Annotated in this window: 19 protein-coding genes; 18 read left to right on the top strand and 1 reads right to left on the bottom strand. The window is 57.9% G+C overall.

Going from position 1 to position 12,971, the window contains the following annotated elements; all coding sequences use genetic code 11:
• The 8 genes from repC to OC446_RS18950 all read left to right on the top strand — a co-directional run.
• Positions 1-1,161, top strand: a 1,161-nt coding sequence (gene repC, locus OC446_RS18915; protein ID WP_262030572.1) for a plasmid replication protein RepC, incomplete at its 5' end; no start/stop codon positions are given.
• A gap of 85 nt (positions 1,162-1,246) precedes the next feature.
• Complete coding sequence (locus OC446_RS31070; protein ID WP_410055096.1) at positions 1,247-1,552, top strand: hypothetical protein; 306 nt, start codon at positions 1,247-1,249, stop codon at positions 1,550-1,552.
• Positions 1,553-1,715: 163 nt separating this feature from the next.
• On the top strand, positions 1,716-1,988 hold the full coding sequence (locus OC446_RS18925; RefSeq protein ID WP_262030573.1) for a hypothetical protein: 273 nt from the start codon (positions 1,716-1,718) through the stop codon (positions 1,986-1,988).
• Positions 1,989-2,094: 106 nt separating this feature from the next.
• Positions 2,095-2,355, top strand: coding sequence for a DUF2312 domain-containing protein (locus tag OC446_RS18930; protein WP_262030574.1), 261 nt, complete (start codon positions 2,095-2,097; stop codon positions 2,353-2,355).
• Positions 2,356-2,681: 326 nt separating this feature from the next.
• Positions 2,682-3,485 carry a phosphatase PAP2 family protein gene (locus OC446_RS18935; RefSeq protein ID WP_262030575.1) on the top strand — a complete coding sequence of 268 codons (804 nt, stop codon included), beginning with the start codon at positions 2,682-2,684 and terminating at the stop codon, positions 3,483-3,485.
• A 274-nt stretch (positions 3,486-3,759) separates the two neighbouring features.
• Positions 3,760-4,098, top strand: coding sequence for a hypothetical protein (locus OC446_RS18940; protein WP_262030576.1), 339 nt, complete (start codon positions 3,760-3,762; stop codon positions 4,096-4,098).
• 76 nt (positions 4,099-4,174) lie between these two features.
• Entirely contained in the window at positions 4,175-4,726 is a 552-nt protein-coding gene (locus tag OC446_RS18945) for a hypothetical protein (protein WP_262030577.1), read from the top strand.
• Between the two features lie 71 nt (positions 4,727-4,797).
• The gene (locus OC446_RS18950) at positions 4,798-5,358 is read left to right on the top strand and encodes a hypothetical protein (protein WP_262030578.1); all 561 of its coding nucleotides are present in this window, start codon (positions 4,798-4,800) and stop codon (positions 5,356-5,358) included.
• 22 nt (positions 5,359-5,380) lie between these two features.
• Here the strand turns inward: OC446_RS18950 and OC446_RS18955 are convergent, their stop codons facing one another.
• On the bottom strand, positions 5,381-5,770 hold the full coding sequence (locus OC446_RS18955; protein ID WP_262030579.1) for a hypothetical protein: 390 nt from the start codon (positions 5,768-5,770) through the stop codon (positions 5,381-5,383).
• Positions 5,771-5,986: 216 nt separating this feature from the next.
• On the opposite strand from OC446_RS18955, the gene OC446_RS18960 reads away from it, so the two are divergent.
• From OC446_RS18960 to OC446_RS19005, 10 genes are all read left to right on the top strand, one after another.
• The gene (locus tag OC446_RS18960) at positions 5,987-6,574 is read left to right on the top strand and encodes a DUF1643 domain-containing protein (RefSeq protein WP_262030580.1); all 588 of its coding nucleotides are present in this window, start codon (positions 5,987-5,989) and stop codon (positions 6,572-6,574) included.
• 45 nt (positions 6,575-6,619) lie between these two features.
• Positions 6,620-7,120, top strand: a complete 501-nt coding sequence (locus OC446_RS18965) for a hypothetical protein (protein WP_262030581.1) — start codon at positions 6,620-6,622, stop codon at positions 7,118-7,120.
• Positions 7,121-7,128: 8 nt separating this feature from the next.
• Complete coding sequence (locus OC446_RS18970; RefSeq protein WP_262030582.1) at positions 7,129-7,521, top strand: response regulator; 393 nt, start codon at positions 7,129-7,131, stop codon at positions 7,519-7,521.
• Between the two features lie 58 nt (positions 7,522-7,579).
• A complete protein-coding gene (locus OC446_RS18975; protein ID WP_262030583.1) occupies positions 7,580-8,734 on the top strand; it encodes a hypothetical protein in 1,155 nt (384 codons plus the stop codon).
• 356 nt (positions 8,735-9,090) lie between these two features.
• Entirely contained in the window at positions 9,091-9,759 is a 669-nt protein-coding gene (locus tag OC446_RS18980; protein ID WP_262030584.1) for a response regulator transcription factor, read from the top strand.
• 131 nt (positions 9,760-9,890) lie between these two features.
• Positions 9,891-10,628, top strand: coding sequence for an SH3 domain-containing protein (locus OC446_RS18985; RefSeq protein WP_262030585.1), 738 nt, complete (start codon positions 9,891-9,893; stop codon positions 10,626-10,628).
• Positions 10,629-10,722: 94 nt separating this feature from the next.
• The gene (locus tag OC446_RS18990; RefSeq protein ID WP_262030586.1) at positions 10,723-11,040 is read left to right on the top strand and encodes a hypothetical protein; all 318 of its coding nucleotides are present in this window, start codon (positions 10,723-10,725) and stop codon (positions 11,038-11,040) included.
• Positions 11,041-11,054: 14 nt separating this feature from the next.
• On the top strand, positions 11,055-11,315 hold the full coding sequence (locus OC446_RS18995; protein WP_262030587.1) for a hypothetical protein: 261 nt from the start codon (positions 11,055-11,057) through the stop codon (positions 11,313-11,315).
• A gap of 12 nt (positions 11,316-11,327) precedes the next feature.
• On the top strand, positions 11,328-12,026 hold the full coding sequence (locus OC446_RS19000; RefSeq protein ID WP_262030588.1) for a hypothetical protein: 699 nt from the start codon (positions 11,328-11,330) through the stop codon (positions 12,024-12,026).
• Positions 12,027-12,116: 90 nt separating this feature from the next.
• Positions 12,117-12,971 carry a methyltransferase gene (locus OC446_RS19005; RefSeq protein ID WP_262030589.1) on the top strand — a complete coding sequence of 285 codons (855 nt, stop codon included), beginning with the start codon at positions 12,117-12,119 and terminating at the stop codon, positions 12,969-12,971.

Here is a 12,971-nt window from a genome sequence, read left to right on the forward strand (position 1 = left end):
GGTACGATGCAGCTTGCATCGTCAGGAGGCCGGCGGCTGAGACATGCCGCTCTGGTCGCGAGAGAACTTGCGCTCGAAACCGGGCGTACGGTGACGCGGAAAGAACTATCTGCGGCGGCTCGGGATGCCGCCAAAGCCTTGGAACTGCGGAACGGCCCCCGGTCGGTCCTGTCGGAGCTCATTGCCTGCTGGGGTGAGCAGGAGTGGGAGCGGCTGCTGGTGTGGCCGTCCAACGAGTATCTGATGAGCCGCACCGGTCTGTCCGAACGGTCTGTCCGCTATGCCTTTCGGACCCTCATCGACCTCCAGCTGATCGTTCCGAAGGAGTCCCCCAACGGAAAGCGCTTCGCCGTCAAAGACTTGGCAGGAGAGATTGTCGATGCGTTCGGCTTCGACCTGACGCCGGTCTATGCCAGACGAGGGGAGTGGGCTGAGCGTCTGATCGAGCAGAAGCAGGCTCGCGAAGCCCGCAAGCGCACCTTCGACGAGATCACCATCGCCCGCCGCGCAGCCGAGGAGGCCTTGAGCGCCCTGGCCGAGCACTATCCGGATCTGGACCGCTCAGACCTCGAGGACCGCCTCAAGGCCCTGAAAGCCCGGACGCCTGTGCGCAGCTCGAAAGCCATGCCGCTGGACGCTCTCGACGAGTGGAAAGACCTGAGGACACTTTGCGAGAAAGCATTTTTTGATGCTGGCAATGGGGGCAAGGATTGCCGCCATTCTTATAAGAACAACGGATCTCCTACCGAGGCTTGTAACAAGGACTTTCCGAAGAAAGCTGAGGCGGTTCGTTCAACCGAACAACCGTCAGAGCACCTATCACCGGAATTGATCCTTGAGGCTTGCCCCACTCTCAGCGACTACGGCCAGCCGGTGCGGGACTTGGCGGACATCGTCTCAGCCGGCCGCTACCTGCGGGCATCGTTGGGCGCCAACGAGAGCGCCTGGGCCGAAGCCGTCGAAGGGGTCGGCACCGTCAGAGCGGCGATCGCGGTGATCTACACCCTGCAGCTTTACGACGACGACCTTGCCAAGAACGGCGGAGAAAGCCGGATCAAGAATCCTGGAGGTTACTACCGGGCCCTCGTCCGCATGGTCAAAGGCGGGAAACTCGACCTCGAGGTTGAGCTCCTCGCTATGAGGAGGCGGCGAATGATGTAGATCGTGCGCAATCTTCAGGCCAGTTTCGTACCCTATAGGCGCAAACCATCGTTGAATTGGTGATAATTGCGTACGGATAGAACTGATGTTTGCTCATGGAGACCTTTGGCACGCCATCGATTTGCTTGCCGAGCGGAGCGGGTTGTCCGCTTCCGGCCTGGCGAGAAAGGCAGGGCTGGATGCCACTTCGCTCAACAAGTCCAAGCGGATGCACCCCGATGGAAGGGAGCGGTGGCCTTCGACGGAAACGCTTTCGAAACTGCTCACTGCCGCCGAGATGGATCTGCTGGCGTTTGCGCAGCTCGTGAACTCTTTGTCTGAACAGACCGACGCGCCAACTGGCGATCAAGACCAACTCGCCGGAGAAGAGGAACGTCGAGCGGCCGCTTAGACCCTCGTGGCTTCAAGCCTTCGTTCACCCTTATCCGATCCCTTGCTCCGCCATCCCCGGTCATAGGAGCCGGAAGAACGGAACGGTAAGGAATTTCGCCGATGGGTAAGGCTCGATCTGCCCCAAGCTATCGAGCCTTGAAGCCTGCCCCAAGAGTGCCTGCGTGAACGACAAGATCAGCGATGAGATCGCAAAAATCATTCAGCTTGTGGGTGATCTCAGCAAAGGCGCTGCCGGAAGAGGCGACCCGATCAATGAGGCCTATCTGAGAGGCATTGCGGAGGGGCTTGCCCTTGCAGACCTGATGGGTCACGACCAGGTCCAGATGATGACCCGCTGGACCCAGCTTCTGGTCTCCCAGCAGTTTGGGATCGGTTCGGTAGCGCCGTTACCGTATGCTCCATCTGCCCAGGCGATCGGCCCTCTCCCTCATTAACGACGCTGGTCACATTTCCGGAGCCGCCAAGGCATCCGATTTAATCTGCTGCCGTCCTGAATTATAATTCGTCCATCGAACACGACAAACCAGGACGATTCGTGAAATGGATGACGCTGCCTTCAACACAGAGTCTGTTGCCTCCGATCTGCTCAAGTCCGTAATTGACCGCCTCGAGCGCGTCTATGAGGAGATTGATGGCCTCAAAGCCGGCGCCAAGGACATCCTCGCCGAGGCAAAGGGCAATGGGCTGGATCCAAAAATCATCAAAAAGTGCCTCGCCATCAGGAAAAAGGATCACTCCGAACGTATGGAGGAAGAAGCGATCCTTGATCTCTATCTCCAAGCGTTAGGGATCCCCGGCTGAGTACTTTCAGGAATTCTATGCTGCAGGGCATACAAAAAGGGACGACGTGATCTCCAACGCCGTCCTTTTCTGTTTCGGCACATCAATACTTGCTGCCATCGTGAGAACGCATGACTTCCGCAACGAAAGCACTCTCTCATCTTGCCCATAAGGCAGAGAAGGGCGGACAGGCCCACGAGATCATTCCGGGAATGCTCCTTTGCGCCTTCCTGTGCTTCTGCGTGATTGCCTTCAAACTGACTGTCGTAGTCGCAACTCCGCTGGAACTCCAAGCCGGACCTCAGATCGCACTCCTCGGGCTTGGTCTCATCCCTGCAATCGGCGCCATGTTCTACAGCCGCCTGGCCCGGCACCGGCCCCGCATGGCATCATTATACTTCACGGTTGCTCTTGTACCCTTCTCAGCCTTGGCCTTCGGTGATCTCGGCCACGTCGTCAGCTATCTCTCCAGGTCACAACCCTTCTGGGACGATCTCCTCGCCAGGGGAGATAAAGCCCTCGGATTCGACTGGGTCGCGATGCTGCAATGGGCCAACGACCATCCCGTCGTGACTGCCTTGGCCTACGGGATCTATATGTCGGCCGGCTTTCAGTCGATCATGGCTCCCATCCTGCTTGCAGGTCTCGGTCGCTATCGAGCTCTGCAGGTGTCGACGGTTGCTCTCCTGCTGACCCTCATCGTCACCTACGGAATCGCTTGGGTTCTGCCCGCTCTCGGCACCTATGAGTTCTATGGCATCGACCCCTCGCAACATCCGAATATCGCGGTCCGAGTGGCAAGCCTCCATGTGCCGGAGATTATGGGCATGCGGGATGGTTCAATTCTGAACATCTCCCGCCTTGCACCGACGGGCCTCATCACATTTCCGAGCTTCCATGCTGCCAACGCGGTGCTGCTCGCCTGGGCACTCTGGCAGGTTCCCTATCTGCGGTATCCGGGCCTCGTCCTCAACGGACTGATGCTGCTGGCAACGCCGCTACACGGCAGCCACTTCCTCGTTGATGTTATGGCCGGAGCCCTGAACGCAGGAATGGCAATCGCCGCCGCATCGATTCTTTTAAAGGCGGCACAACGATTGTGGCATCAATCGGTACTGATCCCCCATATTCACAGACCGGCAGAGATTTAAAAAGCCGTCATACGCGTGGCACTTTCCCAGTGTTTCTACGTTGTGTGCCGGTGAGGGCATTCGCTCTCACTGCACTCCTTAAACAATCTCGTGCGACAAAACCGCCATTCACGGAGGAACAATGGATTCCGTCAGGCTCCTACAAGCTTCCTGACCCAGGAGAACAGACAATTCCCTGAAATCCAGACCATTCCAGCAAAGCAATCCGTTCACCGAAAAGAGCATTTTAACGAAGGTTAATTCCAGGCAATCCCCGAAAGATTTTAAACGAACCATGTTCAGCATCAGAGACTTCGTCACTGCAGGCATCAATATCTTGGGAGCCATCGACGCTCTTGAGAGCGCGCTTGCTCGCGCTGCCTCCGATGCCGACACCGTTCTCATCACGGATCAGGAAAAGGAGCTGATCTGCTTCGGTATCGTGGACACACGCTTCGTTCTGTCCGCTCATGGACAGGAGCCGTCTAAGGTGCTGTCGCTCCTCGCCCTCCGGATCGCGAATTCCTTTGAGGTGCCCCGCACCAAGGCGTTAGCAGTTCTCGCCGAATTCAGGACGGCCGAGGCTCTCGCTGAGGCCGATACTATCGCTACACCGATCGCCCTTGCCGCATAAGGATAGCCAGATGGGCTTCATCCGCCACGAGCACATGCCGGGCTTCCGTTAGGTTCACCCCTAACGGAGCATCCCCGTGCACAGCACTACTCAGTTCCAGCCTCACTACCGCATTATCAATCGGGCTCAGGAGGTCTGGACCTACAACACCCTCGAAGCCGCTGTACTGGCTCTCACCAAAGCGGCCCTCCAACAAGGCTTCTTCCTCTCCGACGTCCTTGCCGACCGCTTCTCATACGAAACCCGTGTCGACATCGACGGCGTCCGCCACGCCACACCCGCAGGACAGTTGATCGTCCGGACCGCTCTCGGCGATATCGTCACCCGAGATCAGGTCCTCGATCTCGCCCATAAGCTGAGAGCGAGGCCTGCTGCACCCCAGGGCGCCTACCGCAACGGTCCTTGGCCGGGCATCCGCCAGCCCCGCGGCCATCGCGGTTCGTCCATCCGCATTGTGCGGACAAAGCAGGCGATGACCTGGCACGACGCCGACAAGGATGACGTTCTCGCGGTGGGGATCCCGCCCGGTCGCATCCGGAGACAGCGCGAGCTTCCGACCTATTGGTCGGATGTTCCGCGACGTAACGAACGGAGCTGGAAGAGCCAGCGCAAGCACCAGTGGCGATAACCGAGCAGCCCAAGGGCCGTCTGAGTGATCAGACCGTCCTTTGTCATGCCATCTATCGCAAAGGCCGCCCCATGATTTTGAACGTCTACACCCCGAAACCCGAATCCTCTGCCGCCAGCCTCGTCCTCCCGGGGAGCGCCATAGTCGGGGAAGCGGAGCAGGATGGCCGCATCCTCTGCTACTACGAGGGCAACGCCATCGGCTCGAACGACCTCGAGAGTTTTTATGAGCGTCTACGGAGGGCAGCCGGTCGCCTGGTGACCAAGTACCCGACAACCGCCATGGCCGCGTTCCCGGCCGACGAACTCGAATGCGTCGCAACATTCGATGCAGAGCGGGAGTATCTGCCCTCAATCAAGGACTACAGGACGCTCGAGCGCTGGGCCCAGGAGCCTGCTCTGATCATTCAGGGGCCCGACTTGCCTGAAGGCGCCCACCTGACCAGCGCGATCGGCACTCGGTTCGAGAAGGCCTTCCCGCGTCTCCTGAAGCGCGAGGGGCCCGTGCACACGTATACCCTGCGCTGCGGGCAGATCGTCGTGATCAATATCGTTTCAGGAATGTCGGAGGTCATCCAGCCGACCGACAGGCTCGCCGACAGCATCCGGCAAGAGGTAAGGTCGGGCGGATAGGTAGCTGTCAGCGACCGGTGTCTCAACCCATCTTGCAGAGATAGCTCTTCCCGCGGCGGGTAACCGAAAAGCCATTCAGGCCGCGGGAATAGGCCCATTCATACTCCCCATCCCAAGTCCGCGACGCATCATAAGTTGAGCCGAACACTCGGCCGCCAGCTTTTGCTTCGCTCCCCAACTTTAGCTGAAGCTCGTCGAACGACATCATTTCCCCGTCCTTCGGATCAGGGCGGGAGATAACTTTTCCCGTGTAAGCGATCTCGACGGTGAATGGGGCGCTGGCAGCCTTCGAAGTCAGGTTCGGACGAAGCTCCCTGTTACAGGTCAGCTTGTAGTTCTCATCAGACTCGGCTGCGACAACTGGATGGGTGAGTACCAAAACGCTCAGGACGGTCGAAACAGCAAAACGCATTTGAAATCCGGCACGAAAATTGTCCGTCCAGTTGTGCTCAACAGTTCGACAAGGGTCAAGTTCGGTGCACCAGATCAGGCAGGCGGCATGCCGATAGGCTTAATAGACAATTCTGCGCTGTAGGCGCGAACCCGACATTCCCGCCAATCACATCGTTTGATGCCGTGCCCCGAGGTTGGTATAAGACCGCAGTCAAATTCTCAAATCAGAATTCAAATGTCGGTCGCCCATTCTGCCTCTCCTGATGAACCCCATGATGCCGGTGGCAAGAGCCGCCTCCGGCTCAAGGAGGGCGTCATTGCTGATGCCGTCTTCTATGAGAACCGCCGGTACCGCCCCATCCTGACCCGCCGCTGGACCGCGGATCCGAACGCTCCCTTCGTTCTCTGGATTGGCATGAACCCCTCGGTTGCCAGTTTCGAGGTGGACGATCCGACAGTAGCGCGGGAGCAGGACTTCACCCGCCGCTGGGGCTACAGCAGCTACGTTAAATGTAATATCATGGACTTTGCTGTCACCCAACAAAAGCGGTTGCGGGACCCTGGTGTGGTCCCCTGCAGTGAGCATAACCTTCCCGCTATCCGGGACCAGGCAAGCCGCGCCTCGATGATCGTCATGGGGTTTGGCGCCGTCCATCCCTCCCTGCAGCATTACGCCGATGCCGTATGCCAGGCTCTCATTGAGGACGGCCACAGGCTCTGGTGCTTAGCCCTGACAAAAAACGGCAATGCGGGCCATCCCCTCTACATCGCGGCCGATACCAAGCCTTTCCACTACATCCCGAAGCTGAAGGGCAAAGCCTAAAGGCCAGCCCACGGCTTGCCCCTTTCTGTGACGAGGACCATTCCCATGACCACCCATTTCTGGACGCTCCTGACAGGTGTCGATACCGTCCAGCCGTTCTTCGACAAGGCAGAGGCTGAGGCGGCTGCTGCCGCCTTTGTCCAGTCCTGTGATGACGACCGAACCGTCACGATCGGGAATTGGCGGGACCAACTCGCTGACTTGAACCGGGAAATGGATGATGCAGGTGAAGCGATCTATCTTTGCTCGTTGACCGAGCATCTCGTGCCGGAGCTCAACGCCCTCGCTGTGCTGGAGGAGGGCGAAATGCGCCGCATCGAGACCCAGTCGCCGCTCCTCCAAGATCTGAGGGTTGCAGTCGTCGAGACCAAGTTCCGGCACATCGACTATCATCCCGACGATATCTTCTGGATTGCCACGCCCCTGGGTCCCATTGGCGTTGTCGGACACATTCAAAGTGTCGCAGAGCCGCAGTGGCCGATTGCAACCGTTTTTGAACAGATCGCTCGTACAGAGCCCATGGGCAATACGCCCCACATCGGCTGAGAATTACCATGGCCTTGGATACGTCCATTCCGGTCCTGATCATCGACGATTACCAGACGATGCTCAGAATCGTCCGCAATCTGCTCAGGCGGATCGGGTTCACGGACGTGGACGAGGCCAGAGATGGCCGCGAGGCTCTGGAGAAGCTGAAGGCCCGGCCGTACGGACTGGTGATCTCCGATTGGAACATGGCGCCGATGACAGGATACGAGCTTGTCCAGCAGGTCCGGGCGCATCCTATGCTCCAGAAGCTTCCCTTCATCATGGTCACAGCAGAGGCACGACCCGAGAACGTGATCGCGGCCAAACAGGCCGGTGTCGACAACTACATCGTGAAGCCGTTTAGCGCGGAAACTCTACAAGCGAAGGTCAGTACGGTGCTTGGGTTTACTGGCAGCTAACCTCGGCGTCTGCCAGCAGCGAATAGAAGATCTCCAAATCCCCTACCGAGGAACTATCATGCACTTCACTAACGCCCGTGTCCTCGCGCTTGCTGTCGTCGGGGCGGCCAGCCTGAGCCTCGCCGGATGCTTTCAGTCGAAGACGAAAGTGATTGAGTTAGGCGAAGATGCGGGACTTCCTAGCAAGGCGTTCTGCACAACGCTGGGGAAGAAGCAGATCGAGCAGCTTCCAACACCCGAGAAAGCTCAAAATGGCGGGATTATATACCGCCAAGCCAACAAGACAGATCAGGTCGCTCTCAAGAAGATCAATAAGAACCTCTACCTCGCTCAGCTTGAAACCCAAGGCAAATTCCAGTTCAGCTATCTTTGGCGTGACGACAAAAGGCTTCGGATCCTCGCCTTCCCACTCCAGATGACCGAAGGGACCAGAAGGTCCGCGGAAGATGCCGGACTCACCCTCAGCCCTCAACCTAATGGGTTCCAGGAGCTAGCCGGCAAGCACGAAGACCTCGAACGCTTTCTTCTCTCTCCGAAAACGGACAGCCTGACGGCATTCTCCGAGTGCACTTTCGAGAAGCCAGCCGATTGGGATCCACCGCTCGTCGGGCAGGTTCGCAAGAATATGAGCCGTGAAGAGGCCATGTCACAGCCGGGAGCAACGGAGTGCGGCGACAATGTATGCTTCACCGATCTCGGCTTGGCAGGCATCAACCCTCGATCTCAGCGAAAAGGTTCTGGACAAATCCGCGTGAAATTCAGCGACCAGGGAGTGAACCGGACCTCCGTGCGCGCTAAGGGGCTCGACCTCGGATGGCAGGAGGGCCTGCTCAACAAAACGATCCTGTCGTTGTCTCCCATTCCGTATACCGGCGATGAAGGCAAAGTTGTTTTCCTCCAGGTCAATAACGATCAGGTGCTGTACTCAGCCTCTGATACCGTCGAAGTCCCAGACGACGTGGCCAAGCGATTGAACATCTTCAATCAGGAGATCCAACGCCGGAGTCATGTCGCTAACATCTTTAGTAATCAGACCATCCGGTTTCTCAGGTTTGTTGTGACGGACAGCCAGGGCATAGAAGCCATCAAGGGCATTCCAGACCTGAACGCTGTTATCCACGAACTGGGCTTGCAGAACCGGCCCTACATCGATCTCACGATCGCTAGAGAGCCGAATGTGGGGCAAAGCCTGTCTGTCGATAGCCAACATTGAGGGCAAGGTAGACAGTGGCTTCGATTCAACCTGACAAGCATCCGCCAGTATTCTTGAATGAGTGCACCCGTTAAGTATTTATTAACCTTACGCTCGGAAGCGCCCTAGACTGTCATCCAGATGCAACACCTTGGGTCAGTGATGCACTAAAGGAGTGTTCATGATTGACCCTAACCCATCCGAACGACATCTTCACACAAGGTTCAGGCGATTCGTCGGATCGCTGAGGCCTACGAACAAGTACCGTCTATTCTAAAAGAACCACGAACGGACCCAAGGCTGAGTAAGTGGCTTTTGGGAGCCGAGGATAGACGACAGAACGTTCGAAGCAGTTTCTGGGTTGGGGCACTTATCAAATGTTTATCGTCGTTGCTTCGCAGCAATCGGCTGCGGCTGCCTATGTGTCTGAGTTCATCGGTGAGGGCATTCCGTCAATCGGGATGTTCTCCGACGATTACCACTCCTGGCTCGACGATCCTTCCAAGACTGATCTTGACCAGGTACGCGGCTTCTTGATCGAGGAATCCAATGAGCGAATTGCTTTCGCCCAAACTCTGCGGAAGCGCACTCCTGCGCCGATCATCGCCCTCAGCGAAACCCGCTCTCTGGAGAAAACACTCGAGCTCCTGACAGCCGGTATTGACGATGTGGTCCGCAGGCCGATCCATGTCAAAGAGATCCTTGCACGATCCGAGGCAATCTGGCGCCGCCATCGGGAGAGCCAGCCAGTTCAGTCCACTGACCCGGTCAAGGTCTTCTTCAATGGTCAGGATGCAGAGGTCAATGGGCAACCATTGACGCTCCCGCGCCGCGAGCTCAATATCCTAGAATACTTCGTCCGCAATCGCGGGCGCTCTGTGAGCAAAGCTCAGGTCTTCCATGCGGTCTATCAGGACTGCCAAGCGGATGTTTCTGAGACCGTGGTCGAAGGACACATCAGCAAGCTCCGCAAGAAGCTTCGTATGCGCCTTGGCTATGATCCGGTCGTATCCAAGCGCTTTGAGGGGTATACCTATCTCGGTTGAGCACAACCTTGGATTTCTGACCCTGGCACAAGGGACGGTTTTCTCCGTCCCTTTTTATTATGTCTGCTATATTGGCCGAGACCCCTGCAGCTGAATAAACTGCCTAGGCAAAGCTCTACAAGGTCAACCGAATGCGTCTGCTCGTCTCTGCCATCACCACTCTCCTCGTATCGGCCACAGTCGCCTACGCCACAGCAGACGGTCCCGATTTTTTCGACGTGCGAGGCGTCAGCCCCAACGACGTCCTATTCCTGCGGGCGAGGCCGACCGCCAGTTCACCCAAGGTCGGCCAGGTTCCTCACAATGGAAAAATGCTCCGAAATGAGGGTTGCTCGGCTGTTCGCGACGGGAAAATTCTGCCGGATTCTGATTTGAACACCGGCCCATTCTGGTGCCGAGTTCGGTTTGGCCCTGTCGAAGGTTGGGCAAACGCCCGATACCTCATTGAAGCGGCAGAAGCCCAGCCAATTAGATCGCCAAGCCGGGCACCGTCCTATCCGGCTTCTGTCGCCAGCGCGATTAACTCAAACACAGCGACATGCGATAGTTTCAAGGGCAAGCCGGGATTCACCCGCAATGACCTTGATTTGAATGGGGATGGCACAAACGATTGGATTGTCGACTACGGACACCTCGAATGTGACGGCTCGACAACGATGTTCTGCGGCAGTGGAGGCTGCACGCTTCAGGTCCTCATCTCGAACGGCCGCAATGAATGGGTCCCCAGATTCGAGGATACTGTTCGAGACTACAGCTTTAAGCCGTCGGGCGGCAAAATGATCCTCCGACTTGAGCAGCACGGGATTGCCTGTCGAAAGCCAGGAACCGAGTCATGCCCGAAGAATATTGATTTTACAGCCCGTGATTGATCCTTAGCCAGTAGAATATCGAAATCCCCAACAAAAGCTCTAGAGCGCCGTCCGGGTCCCATCGGGCGGCGCTTTTGCTTGTCATGAGGTCAAAATGACAGACGTGAATGTCCGCAGCTTGGCTGACTTCAAACGCTTCCTCGCGCGCCCCGGCGCCACCATCGAGACGCTCCGGAACGATGTCATGACGAGGAACGGCCAGACGCCGGAAACCCGCCCTCAGGCCTATGGCACCCGCCAGGTCAAGAAGCTCCAGACGAATGCCGTTCAGTTCACGGGCGACAACTGGCTCTGGTTCGGTAAAGCCGCCGAATATCGTTTCTCGGGGGATGTCGTGACAATCGACGCCAGCAAGGACGGGTCGTTCAAGGACGTCATCGAATACAAACTTTCCGTTCAGCCAGCAGCCTAGAACAGGAGACATCCATGGGACTAATCTGGATTCGCAAGGACTCCAGCCGCATGGGCCTGCTCGATCAGAGCAACCAGCACATCTACGCCACCTATCGCGAGGTGAAGAAGCGTAAGGGCGCCCCCAATACCTTCAGGGTTGAGGGATACGCCCAGCGCGAGAGGAAGCACCCGGCGGAGGAAATCGAGTGGCCGGACGTGGAGGCAGCCAAGCAGGCCTGTCAGCGCATCGCCGCCTGCTACACCCAGGCAACCGTCCAGTCGGCCGCCAGCTGAGGATCACCCGCGATGTCACCCGAATCTCAGCTTCGGAACCAGAAGCTCAAGCAGTTTGTCGAAGAGGCGCTCGACACTGGCGTTTTCTACGAGAGAGACTTGCAGGACCGGATCATTCCGCAGATCCTCCCCTTCGACGAGGCCGTCGAGAATCTGATCGGCACCTTCACCAATCCTTCGTTTCAGGAACTTCGGAATCTTGAAGCTCGCGTCGCGGCTCTTCCCCGCGGGTCCTGGGCTATCATTCGCAAGGAATGGGACGGGGGCGGATGCTACATGCTGATGTTCAGCGACGGGACAGGAAAGCTCGCGACCGGCGTCGCCCACGATACCTATGATCATCCGCTTCCCTTCGTAGAAGCTCAGCGCAGTGTGCTTGGCTACGAGATCTACAAGATGCGCCATGCCGTCGAGGCCGAGCGTGAGATTGCCGGTGATCTCCAAGCCATCGCAGATAACGGCTTTGCGCTGTATCAGAAATTCGAAGGTCTCAAGTTCGACCACCGCATCTTCACGACAGCCCAGATCTCCGAAATCCGGCCCAATGGCCATGTCGTTCTGCGACTCACCCTCCGCGGGAGCCGCAAACACTATGAGGCCACCGTCGGCGCTCGCCTGCTAGAGCGTCGCATCCAGGAGGCCAAGGAGCGAGAGATGCCTCAGGAAGCACGGCCCGAGCCCGTCGGCCAGACGGCTCTCTTCCTCGCCTAGTCGGAACCACATCGTATTCGACAACTGCCGCGCAGCGACTAGCCGCGCGTCGCCTCCGCTCGTCCAGATTCTCAAACGGAGCGTCCATCGATGCCCAAGCTCTCTAAGGAAGAAGCCGCACGCCACCAAGAGGCGGAACGGCTTCTCGAGAAAGACGTCCTCACCGTCACAGAACGGGAGTTCGTTCTGGAACATTGGCATGAGGGCGCCCGTCACCTCAACTCGGTCGCCGGCGCGTTCTTCACGCCCCTGGAACTCGCCCGCGACTTCTCGATCGAGGTCACGGGCCGGAGGATCATCGATCTCTGTGCCGGGATCGGCCGGCTCTCCTACATGGTCAAAGCCGCGGCCGACTTTTCCCGCCGTCCCCTTGAAATCACGTGCATCGAGATCAACAAGGACTATGTCGAGGTCGGGCGCAAGATTCTTCCCGAAGCTCGCTGGATCCACGCCGACGTTCTTGATCTCCCGAAGCTTGATCTCGGCAAGTTCGATTGTGCCATCGGCAATCCGCCGTTCGGAGCGATCCGGTCGGACACGAAGGCTCCTCGGTATAAGGGCAGTAACTTCGAATATGCGGTGATCGATCTGGCATCGGAACTGGCGGATTACGGGGTCTTCATCGTCCCGCAGGGCTCGGCACCCTTCCAGATGAGCGGAACCCAGACGTTCAGGCACGCGACCTCGCAGAAGTACGAGGCATTCGTCAAATCGACCGGAATCTCACTCCAGCCGAACTGCGGCCTCGATACCTCCGGTTACGATCACCTCTGGCGCGGAACCTCGCCCCGCACCGAGATCGTCTGTGCGGATTTCAAGCAAATCAGGGCTGAACGTCAGGCAAGCCCAGGTTCTCAAGATTCTCACATCGCAGGCCTCAAGGCCGGCAATTCGATCAACCCCGCTGTCGCAACTCGGCCCCAGCAGGCCGATCTTTTTGCCTGA

It is taken from the genome of Microvirga sp. Mcv34 (genome assembly GCF_024519725.1).
Classification (GTDB): Bacteria; Pseudomonadota; Alphaproteobacteria; order Rhizobiales; family Beijerinckiaceae; genus Microvirga.

Coding starts and splice junctions, on each gene's coding strand:
- OC446_RS19005 (WP_262030589.1), top strand. CDS start 12,117: ATGCCCAAGCTCTCTAAGGAAGAAGCCGCACGCCACCAAGAGGCGGAA.
- OC446_RS18960 (WP_262030580.1), top strand. CDS start 5,987: ATGTCGGTCGCCCATTCTGCCTCTCCTGATGAACCCCATGATGCCGGT.
- OC446_RS18990 (WP_262030586.1), top strand. CDS start 10,723: ATGACAGACGTGAATGTCCGCAGCTTGGCTGACTTCAAACGCTTCCTC.
- OC446_RS18975 (WP_262030583.1), top strand. CDS start 7,580: ATGCACTTCACTAACGCCCGTGTCCTCGCGCTTGCTGTCGTCGGGGCG.
- OC446_RS18980 (WP_262030584.1), top strand. CDS start 9,091: ATGTTTATCGTCGTTGCTTCGCAGCAATCGGCTGCGGCTGCCTATGTG.
- OC446_RS18970 (WP_262030582.1), top strand. CDS start 7,129: ATGGCCTTGGATACGTCCATTCCGGTCCTGATCATCGACGATTACCAG.
- OC446_RS19000 (WP_262030588.1), top strand. CDS start 11,328: ATGTCACCCGAATCTCAGCTTCGGAACCAGAAGCTCAAGCAGTTTGTC.
- OC446_RS18950 (WP_262030578.1), top strand. CDS start 4,798: ATGATTTTGAACGTCTACACCCCGAAACCCGAATCCTCTGCCGCCAGC.
- OC446_RS18995 (WP_262030587.1), top strand. CDS start 11,055: ATGGGACTAATCTGGATTCGCAAGGACTCCAGCCGCATGGGCCTGCTC.
- OC446_RS18940 (WP_262030576.1), top strand. CDS start 3,760: ATGTTCAGCATCAGAGACTTCGTCACTGCAGGCATCAATATCTTGGGA.
- OC446_RS18935 (WP_262030575.1), top strand. CDS start 2,682: ATGTTCTACAGCCGCCTGGCCCGGCACCGGCCCCGCATGGCATCATTA.
- OC446_RS31070 (WP_410055096.1), top strand. CDS start 1,247: ATGTTTGCTCATGGAGACCTTTGGCACGCCATCGATTTGCTTGCCGAG.
- OC446_RS18985 (WP_262030585.1), top strand. CDS start 9,891: ATGCGTCTGCTCGTCTCTGCCATCACCACTCTCCTCGTATCGGCCACA.
- OC446_RS18930 (WP_262030574.1), top strand. CDS start 2,095: ATGGATGACGCTGCCTTCAACACAGAGTCTGTTGCCTCCGATCTGCTC.
- OC446_RS18965 (WP_262030581.1), top strand. CDS start 6,620: ATGACCACCCATTTCTGGACGCTCCTGACAGGTGTCGATACCGTCCAG.
- OC446_RS18955 (WP_262030579.1), bottom strand. CDS start 5,770: ATGCGTTTTGCTGTTTCGACCGTCCTGAGCGTTTTGGTACTCACCCAT.